The following is a 3,984-nucleotide window of genomic DNA, read 5'->3' on the forward strand; positions in this document are numbered from 1 at the left end:
TTAAAGGAAGGTGTTAATAATCTCATTAACATAGCTGTTAATTTTTAAAAATTACAAGGTTAAAAGACTTATGATCGATTTAGAAAAATTTCAAGCAATATTCAAAGAATATCCATACATTGCTTGCGCATATCTATTTGGTTCCTTCGCATCGGGAAAAACAGGACCAATGAGTGACATGGATATTGCCATATTACTTAAATCTCCATACCCTCAAGGTAGAGAATTAATCCATGAGGAAGATTATCTTGCTTACAGAATTTCAAAATCTTTTGGTATACGAGAAATTGATCTCATCGATCTGAACAGTCAAAAGCTCATATTTCAGCATAACGTTTTAAAAACTTCAAAATTGATTTACGATTCAGATCCAGAATTCAGAATCAGGTTTGAATCACATGTCATTATGGAATACTGTGATTTTGAATCAACACTGAGATTTATAAAAAAATTTAAGCGATATGGTTTAGAAAAAAGGTTAACAAAAATATGAAATTAGAAGACATTCAGTCTAAGATGGATATGATTACCGATAGTCTTGAAAAGCTAAATATACTAAAACGAAAAACCTATGAGGATTTTATTTCAGATTTCAGAAATATAGATTCTGCACTTCACCGATTACAAATTTCCATTCAAGCACTTCTGGACATTGGTAGTTACATTATTGCATCAATGGGTTTGAGAACTCCAAATACGAATGCAGAGATTATAGAAATACTCACAGAAGCAGGTTATATACCCAAAAATAAAAGGGAATCTTACATAAAAATGAGTCAATTTCGGAACAGAATTGTCCACCTTTATAACCAAATAGATTTAGAAGTACTGTATGAAATTCTTGCTGAAGAACTGGGTGAAATAAAAGATTTTTTAAAAAACCTGCTCAATATCATTGAAAAGAACCCATGAATTGCATCGTGATATATGACATAGTAGAAGATAAGATAAGAAACAAAATTGCAGATGTGTGTCTGGACTTCGGTCTGGAAAGAATCCAGTACTCTGCTTTTTTTGGTGAGCTCAGCCATAACCAGAAAGAAACGCTGTTCAAGAAAATAAAGCGTCTAATAGGTGAAGAACCCGGAAATATCCAAATCTATCCAGTATGTGAAAAGGATCTTGCACTAAAGCTTGAATACATTGTTGAAAAAGATGAAAAATAACTTGAGAAAGGTTAATGATCAATTAGTGCATAATTCTCATCACACATTAAAAACTTAAAACATGAATGACACAAAGATCATTTTAACGGTTGGTGATGTTAAACAATATTTCTATTGCCCCAGGATAGTATTTTTTAACTACCTTATGCCTGGTTTCAGACCCACAACCTACAAAATGGAAGAAGGGAAACTTAGACAGAAAGAGGAGGAACGTCTTGAAAAACGAAGAACATTCTCAAGGTTTAAGCTAGATTGGACTTCAAAATCAAGAACCCAGCCAACCAAATATTTCAATATAAAACTATTCTCGGAATCTCTCGGTCTTTCAGGACTGTTAGACATGGCACTGTTAACTGAAGAAGAAGCTATCCCTGTAGATTTTAAGGATGGATCTTTTTCAAGAGGGCGTTTTGTTGCCCTTCATCATAAATATCAGCTCCTTGCCTATGGGCTACTTCTGGAGGAATCGTACCTTAAAAAATCTCTCAGAGGGTTTATTCATAGCCTTGAAGATGGAAGTACAAAATCAATCTATTTTTCTGAAGGTGCAAAACAATATCTAACGGGAAAGATTAAAAAGATGAGACACATGCTCATCAATGAAATATTCCCTGACGAAACCCCCTATAAAGGGAGATGTCAAGAATGTGAATTCAGACCAATTTGTAAAGGATAAAAATGTATTTTCTAAGCCCTGAAGAACACAAATATGTTACTCATAAACTCCTCATGGATGCTAGACGTGATGAGGTACACCCAGACCTTCGGGGATGGAACTGGGCACAACCCCCAATAGCAACAGTATACAAAACAAAATTGGGAATTTCAGATATCAGCAGTTTGTATTGCGGTTCAGGAAGGGATATCTATTTGAAGAAGGTTGGTCGAATAGGTTTCAAAGCAAATGAAGCTATGGCCGAAGGTCTTCTTCTTCATCGGATCATATCAGAGTTTTTTACGAAATCAAAAACCATTATTTATAAAACCCCTACGATTACAAGCAACGACTTTAGCAGGGAAATAGGATGTTTAGATTTTAATCCTACTAAATTGAGATCTGGTAGTAGTGCGCATGAAAGTCTAAAAGTCCAGCAGGTTATTAATGATTCAATGATTGAAAAGGGAAAGCTTTTATGGGAGTTTGAAAAAACAAGGATAGCGTTCCGGATAGATGATATACGTTCAAGATATCCTTATTGTGAAGCCGATTCATTTGTATTTCTGGTACTTCCTGTTGTGGTGGAACAACGACTGAACGGTACATTTCTTGGTCTTTCAAGCAATCTCGCAGTCGATGGATATATTTTTTCTCAAGGGATGGTGGTCGATCTTAAGTTCGACCCAATTGAGCGAGATTTTCATAAACTTACTACCACAGGATACGCAATGGTTATGGAATCTCTATATGAATTCCCGGTCGATCTCGGATGCATTGTATATGTGAGATTTAAAGATAATCAGGTTCGTCTTAAAAGAGATTTTCACCACATCAGTGATGAATTGCGGCAGTGGTTTATAGAAGAAAGGGATAAAAAAATGCGCATGGTTGAAAATGAAATTGATCCTGGAAAACCTCAGGAATGCTATGAAACCTGTCCTTATTTTGAGGCATGTTCAGGCATTCCAAAATAAATACAATCAGGTTTAAAGATGGAAAATAAACGTCAACTCATTTTAGATCGTTATGGACTTTTTCTCAGTAAACATAGTGAAAGGTTAAGAGTAAAAACAAGCGGAGAGATACTGGAAGAAATTCCCCTGATACATCTTGATTCGATTCTTATTACTTCCAGAGGAGTAACCATCTCCAGCGATGTGGTTGAAGTTTGCTCCGAAAGAGGAATAGATATAGTGTTTATTTCAGGAAATGGTGAGGTTTATGGAAGGCTTACAAGTCCATCATTAATTGGAACAGTCAAGACCCGGAGAGAGCAGCTTTTAGCTCTATCAGATAGAAGGGGACTAATATTAGGTAAGGCTTTTGCGTTTGGAAAAATTGGAAACCAGAGAAATTTATTAAAATACTTTGCAAGATATAGAAAATCTGCTGATAAAGACCTATACACAATTATGGAGATATCATGTAAAAAGCTAGAAACGCACGAAGAGGAACTCAACAAAATAGAAGCAGATAATATAGAAGTTGTCAGGGAACAGCTTCTAAGCGTTGAAGGTCGCGCTTCTTCTTTATACTGGGAAACTATAAAAAGAATGTTAGGCGAGGAAATAGATTGGCCTGGAAGAGAAGGTAGAGGTGCTAAGGACCCTTTAAACTCAGCTCTTAATTACGGTTATGGTATATTATACGGTCAGGTTGAGAAAGCAATTATACTCGCAGGATTAGATCCCTACGGTGGTTTTGTTCATACTGATAGGGCTGGAAAAACAAGCCTTGTTTTTGACCTGATTGAGGAGTTCAGGCAATCTGTCATAGATAGGGCAATATTTGCAATGATTGGTAAAGGTTCTGATATAGTTGTAGATGAGAATGGAATGATCGAAGATAAATCTAAAAAATCTATAGCAAAAAAAGTCTTTGAAAGACTTGATGATAACGAACGATATGAGGGAATTAAACAGAAATTAAAAACAATAATTATCAAGCAAGCTCAGGCTATTGCGAGCTTTCTCAGAGGAGATAGACAGGTATACAAACCCTTTATTTGCGGATGGTAAGATTATTTTCGAAGATATAAGGTGTTTCAATGCAGAAAATATATTTTCGATTATTTTAAAATTATTTTTGTAATAAATGCCTTATTTTAATATATTTAGAGGTAGGTTACACTAATGCTCCCCATGATGAGGGAACTGAAAG

6 protein-coding genes are annotated in these 3,984 nt (G+C 35.3%); all 6 read left to right on the plus strand.

The features are described from left to right. Window positions 1-70 precede the first annotated feature (70 nt). The 6 genes from mntA to cas1 all read left to right on the plus strand — a co-directional run bounded on the left by mntA (window position 71) and on the right by cas1 (window position 3,842). Window positions 71-493, plus strand: coding sequence for a type VII toxin-antitoxin system MntA family adenylyltransferase antitoxin (mntA, locus tag ACUVXA_RS17630; protein WP_445872596.1), 423 nt, complete (start codon window positions 71-73; stop codon window positions 491-493). Then, complete coding sequence (gene hepT, locus ACUVXA_RS17635; RefSeq protein WP_445872597.1) at window positions 490-912, plus strand: type VII toxin-antitoxin system HepT family RNase toxin; 423 nt, start codon at window positions 490-492, stop codon at window positions 910-912. Before mntA ends, hepT begins: the two co-directional genes overlap by 4 nt. After that, the gene (cas2, locus tag ACUVXA_RS17640; RefSeq protein ID WP_445872598.1) at window positions 909-1,166 is read left to right on the plus strand and encodes a CRISPR-associated endonuclease Cas2; all 258 of its coding nucleotides are present in this window, start codon (window positions 909-911) and stop codon (window positions 1,164-1,166) included. The genes hepT and cas2 overlap by 4 nt, the downstream gene beginning before the upstream one ends. A gap of 61 nt (window positions 1,167-1,227) precedes the next feature. Further along, on the plus strand, window positions 1,228-1,842 hold the full coding sequence (gene cas4, locus ACUVXA_RS17645) for a CRISPR-associated protein Cas4 (RefSeq protein WP_445872599.1): 615 nt from the start codon (window positions 1,228-1,230) through the stop codon (window positions 1,840-1,842). 2 nt (window positions 1,843-1,844) lie between these two features. Then, window positions 1,845-2,798, plus strand: a complete 954-nt coding sequence (cas4a, locus tag ACUVXA_RS17650; protein WP_445872600.1) for a type I-A CRISPR-associated protein Cas4/Csa1 — start codon at window positions 1,845-1,847, stop codon at window positions 2,796-2,798. An 18-nt stretch (window positions 2,799-2,816) separates the two neighbouring features. Further along, on the plus strand, window positions 2,817-3,842 hold the full coding sequence (cas1, locus tag ACUVXA_RS17655) for a CRISPR-associated endonuclease Cas1 (protein WP_445872601.1): 1,026 nt from the start codon (window positions 2,817-2,819) through the stop codon (window positions 3,840-3,842). The last annotated feature ends 142 nt before the right edge of the window (window positions 3,843-3,984 follow it).

It is taken from the genome of Candidatus Jordarchaeum sp. (assembly GCF_052745115.1).

Excerpts from the sequence above, each read along its gene's own strand:
- mntA (WP_445872596.1), top strand. The coding sequence starts at position 71 with ATGATCGATTTAGAAAAATTTCAAGCAATATTCAAAGAATATCCATAC.
- hepT (WP_445872597.1), top strand. The coding sequence starts at position 490 with ATGAAATTAGAAGACATTCAGTCTAAGATGGATATGATTACCGATAGT.
- cas2 (WP_445872598.1), top strand. The coding sequence starts at position 909 with ATGAATTGCATCGTGATATATGACATAGTAGAAGATAAGATAAGAAAC.
- cas4 (WP_445872599.1), top strand. The coding sequence starts at position 1,228 with ATGAATGACACAAAGATCATTTTAACGGTTGGTGATGTTAAACAATAT.
- cas4a (WP_445872600.1), top strand. The coding sequence starts at position 1,845 with ATGTATTTTCTAAGCCCTGAAGAACACAAATATGTTACTCATAAACTC.
- cas1 (WP_445872601.1), top strand. The coding sequence starts at position 2,817 with ATGGAAAATAAACGTCAACTCATTTTAGATCGTTATGGACTTTTTCTC.